4 protein-coding genes and 1 pseudogene are annotated in these 4,291 nt (G+C 56.6%); 4 read left to right on the top strand and 1 reads right to left on the bottom strand.

Translation table 11 applies throughout. The features are described from left to right. From Q0S71_RS07445 to Q0S71_RS07430, 4 genes and pseudogenes are all read left to right on the top strand, one after another. A pseudogene (locus Q0S71_RS07445) lies at nt 1-286 on the top strand (NmrA family transcriptional regulator); the annotation flags it as partial. A gap of 94 nt (nt 287-380) precedes the next feature. Then, entirely contained in the window at nt 381-1,127 is a 747-nt protein-coding gene (locus tag Q0S71_RS07440; protein WP_295993617.1) for an SDR family NAD(P)-dependent oxidoreductase, read from the top strand. A 463-nt stretch (nt 1,128-1,590) separates the two neighbouring features. Then, a complete protein-coding gene (locus Q0S71_RS07435; RefSeq protein WP_295993614.1) occupies nt 1,591-2,415 on the top strand; it encodes a PEP-CTERM sorting domain-containing protein in 825 nt (274 codons plus the stop codon). Between the two features lie 49 nt (nt 2,416-2,464). Continuing rightward, a complete protein-coding gene (locus tag Q0S71_RS07430; protein ID WP_295993612.1) occupies nt 2,465-3,325 on the top strand; it encodes a PEP-CTERM sorting domain-containing protein in 861 nt (286 codons plus the stop codon). A 519-nt stretch (nt 3,326-3,844) separates the two neighbouring features. Here Q0S71_RS07430 and Q0S71_RS07425 read toward each other — a convergent pair. Then, entirely contained in the window at nt 3,845-4,225 is a 381-nt protein-coding gene (locus Q0S71_RS07425; RefSeq protein WP_295993610.1) for a response regulator, read from the bottom strand. Nucleotides 4,226-4,291: the final 66 nt, after the last annotated feature.

Raw genomic sequence — 4,291 nt, 5'->3', positions numbered from 1 at the left:
GTCCGGCCCGGTCGAGATGGACCACGAGCAGATGGCCGCCGAACTGAGCGTCGCGCTCGGCCGCAAGATCGTGTTCCAGGACTTGCCTATCGACGAATATTGCGCATCGATCGAAGCGATGGGCGTGCCGGCCTACGTCGTCCAGCACCTGCGCGGCGCGATGGCGGACTACCACGTCGGCCGCATGTCCGGCGCCGACAGCAACATCGAAGCCATCACCGGCAAGCGCTCGATGACGGTCGGCGAATTCGCCCTGGCCCACATCGACAAGCTCAACGGCAAATAAGCCGGCGCCGCCGCCTTCGCCGGTCCCAGTCCCGGCGAAGGCGGCAGGCAACGGATCGCACACCCATTCTCCAACTTTAAAACAAGGCTCCATCATGAATATCAACGGCTCTATCGCTCTCGTCACCGGCGCCCATGGCGGCATCGGCCGCGCATTCGTCGCCCAACTGCTCACCCAAGGCGCCGCCAAAGTGTATGTCACGGCCCGCGACCGCGCCTCGCTCGCCGAACTGATCGAAGGCGGCGACCCGCGCCTGGTGCCGCTGGTGCTCGACGTCACCAACGCCGACCAGGTCGCCCAGGCCGCGATCGCCGCGCCGGACGTCACGCTGCTCATCAACAACGCCGGCTACGCCGCGTTCCAGGGCGCCATCGCCGCGCCCACGCTGGACGACGCGCGCCGCGAAATGGAAGTGAACTACTTCGGCCCGCTGGCGCTGACCCGCGCCTTCCAGCCGGTGCTGCAAGCGGCGGGCGGCGGCGCCATCGTGAATTTGCTGTCGATGGCGGCGCTGGTCAGCTTGCCGGTGATGGGCACGTATTCGGCGTCCAAGGCCGCGTTCCTGTCGGTGACGCGCAGCATCCGCGCCGAACTGGCCGCGCAGGGCACGATCGTGGTCGGCGTGCTGGCCGTCCAGACCGCGAGCGCCATCGGCAACCGCCTGCCCGAGCCGCGCATGACGCCGGACGAGGTCGTCATCGACACCCTGGCCACGATTGAAGCCGGCAAGAGCGAAGAAATCGCGGCCGGTTCGCTGACGCAGGGCGCGTACCAGGCGTTCTCGGCCGATCCGATCGCGTTCCAGGCCAAGATGTCGACGCGCTTGCCTAAGCCTGCCTGATTTCATCCGCCCTATCCGCACGACCCCGATCACGGCAGGCCTATCGCAGGCCTGCCGTGATCGCTTCTTCACCGATAATCTCTATCGGCCGAAAATCCAATTATCCGTAAAAACACCCGCCAATATTCTTCATTAATAACCCACTCTCCAATTAATAAAAAAACAACTGATCCAATTGAATATCACTATCGTTTTTGCATGCCACTAAAGCACAGGCAGGCATCTTGCCGTCGATCAATAAAACATCAGGAATTTGTACGGACGGTAAAACCGTACTATGAAAACCACACAAGCATCAGCCGATAAATTCGCCAGGCCCGATGCTCCAAACTGCCTTGCTGAAACTTTAATTCCCCAAAAGAAATTATGCGCGCTGTAGACGCATGCGTTCCTTATACGCACGCGATGGACATATTATTTCTAAATATACATAATTAAAATTCAATTAATAATAGGAGTGGTGATGAAAAAATTCATAGTGCAGGCTTTGTTGATTGTCGGCGCGCTGGCGGCAACCTCGGCGGCGCAAGCGGCGGCAAGTAGCAACGTCACTTATGGCGGCATTACGATCAAGTTGATCGACCTGGCCCCCAACGACGGCATAGCGCCATCCTTTTACTTTCAGCCGGTAACCGGGAGCAGCAGTTTTCCATCGATATATGGAGACGTCAGCACCGTGACGCCGAACGGCCAAACCTTCAGCGAATACTCGCATTACTCGACGACCACGACGCAGCTCATCTCCGGTTCAACCAGCGCCCAGTGGGCCAGTTCCGGCGGCAGTGTCCAAGGCGCGCTGGGTGGCGGAACGGCATACGGCCAGGCCGGCAGCGACCAAAATTCGACCGGCGTGTATTACACCAAAATCGAATTTTTGCCGATGACATTTGTTCTTTCGGCCAACACAGCGGTGAGTTTCACCATGAACGTGTCCGCCCATAGCGAGGCGACGCTGCCCTATGACCCGCAGGCGGACAACCACGAAGCCGCCTTTGCTTTCGCCACCATGATGATTGGGCAGACTCTGGACGGCGTCCAGCATAGGATCGGCAGCGCGACCGGTGAAGCGATGTCGAATGTCGGCAATGGCCCCGTTGCCGACTGGAACGGCCCACTGTCGCTTAGCTTTGAAAATGCCGCTAACAGCAGTGTGGAAGCGAATTTTTCCATGCGCGCCATCGCGGCCGGCAACAGTATTTCTGCCGTTCCCGAGCCAGGCAGCTACGCAATGATGCTTGCTGGGCTCGCATTAATCGCTGGCTTGCGTGCCCGTCGGCGCCATTGCTAGCCTGACCTCAGCATCCGGTATTTTTGCCTACCTAATTCAAGGATCACTAATGAAAAACTCGACAGTAAAAATGGCTGTGGCATGCGCATTGAGCGTGCTCGCCGTACCGGCATTCTCAGCAGCAACAAGTACAGTATCGGTCGGCAATGTCACCATGACCCTGACTGATTTGGATTTGAATGATGGGATAACGCCGTGGATCGCGCTGGGCCCAACGCTTCCCTATATCAATGGTGGCGTTGGCACCTACGGCAATGTCATCGATCAAGACAATTACGCCGCAGTGGGATCGGGCAATATGTCCGCTCTCCACGGCGGTAGCAAATCGGCGCTCGCGTCATCGACCGCCAGCATGGTCGGCGCCAACAACGTCCTGGGATTCAGCGCCATCGACCTGAGCGGCCACGCTGCAAGCGACGCTGTCGGTTATGCCGAATATGGCGCCTTCGCCACCACCTATATCAACTCGAGCTTTACGGTATCGGCCCATACCATGGTGACGATCAGCTATGACATCAGCATGAACCTGGCAACCACGATCGGTTTTGTGCCGGGCGGGGATAGCGAAAGCGCGCGCGGCAGCATATTTTTCGGACTGAGCGGCATATCCAATGGAGAGATGCAATCCGACGCATGGGATCGTAGTCTCGAGGCTAACTATAATTGGGATAAAAGCGGTCCCCATGGAGACTCAAGCATCTGGCAACAGAATTTATCGGTCAGTTTCAGCAATTACGACGCGACCGAAGCCATCGCCACCGCCACCACCACCGCTACGATAGGCGGTAATTCCGTCGTCACCTCAGCCGTTCCGGAACCCGGCACCTACGGCATGCTGCTGGCCGGCCTCGGCCTGCTCGGCGCCGTCGTTCGCCGTCGTGACGGCGCCGCCGCAAAGCCTGGGAAATAAGAAGAACTCAAAGCGGTTCGCAGCGCTCATCCTGAATCGAAATAACTGTTGGCAGGGGATGCAAGCCTGCGATTCTCCCGCTACTGATCATGCCGCCAGCTCCAAGGGGCTGGCGCAAGCGTTTGGCTTTAGGCTGGGTCTAGCGGCAGGCCGGATTGCAGAGCTATAAATCGCAGCGCAGCCTCCCGCAAAATGCTATTCGCGGCCTGAGACAGAGCCGCCTCGTCAGCAATGCATGCCTCGGACACCAGCCTCCCCGCCAGTGAATAATATCTTTCCAAAGCAACGAGTTTCGGTAAATTTGACTTTTTCCGATGAAATTTCAGCTGAAAACGCCGCGTATAAGGTTGCGCTCGAAATGGTGAAATCACCGATCAGTAGAATTCCCGCGCAAACTTGAATGCTTGAATTTCCGGCATCGCGGTCAGCCAGCAATGAGGGGGCAAGCAAGGAATTCAGTTTGTAAAAAAATCAGCTTGTTTGGCACGTCATATTAGTTCAAGCCCAAGCGCCCTCAGATTACGTGATTTCGATAGTCGACGCGTCGTCAATTCGACTATCCCTAATACTCTGCGCTAAGCTGGCAACATTTGCGAGGTTGATCGGCTTGACAAGATATCGATCAAAACCGACTTCCTTGGACAGTTGTTGCTCATTTCCCAGTCCATACCCGCTATTTGCAATAATTACGGTTTTTTCAAAACCAGGAAGCTGGCGCAGGCGTAAACAGACCTCATACCCGTCCATGCCTGGCATTCCAATATCAAGTAAGACTATATCGGGTGTAAATGTTTTTACGCACTCGAGGGCATCTATGCCACTGATTGTTGATTTGCACCGAAAACTGACCCACTTAGCCGCATAATTTGCATCGAAAATTGACCCACGTTTAGCACACAATCCTACTTATCTTGATGAGTAGGGGGATCGGAGTGATCGACGTGGCATTACTAGGAATAATCAGAC

This window comes from Rugamonas sp. (genome assembly GCF_025354735.1).
Lineage (GTDB): Bacteria > Pseudomonadota > Gammaproteobacteria > Burkholderiales > Burkholderiaceae_D > Rugamonas.
This window is presented reverse-complemented; position numbering and strand designations above follow the sequence as displayed.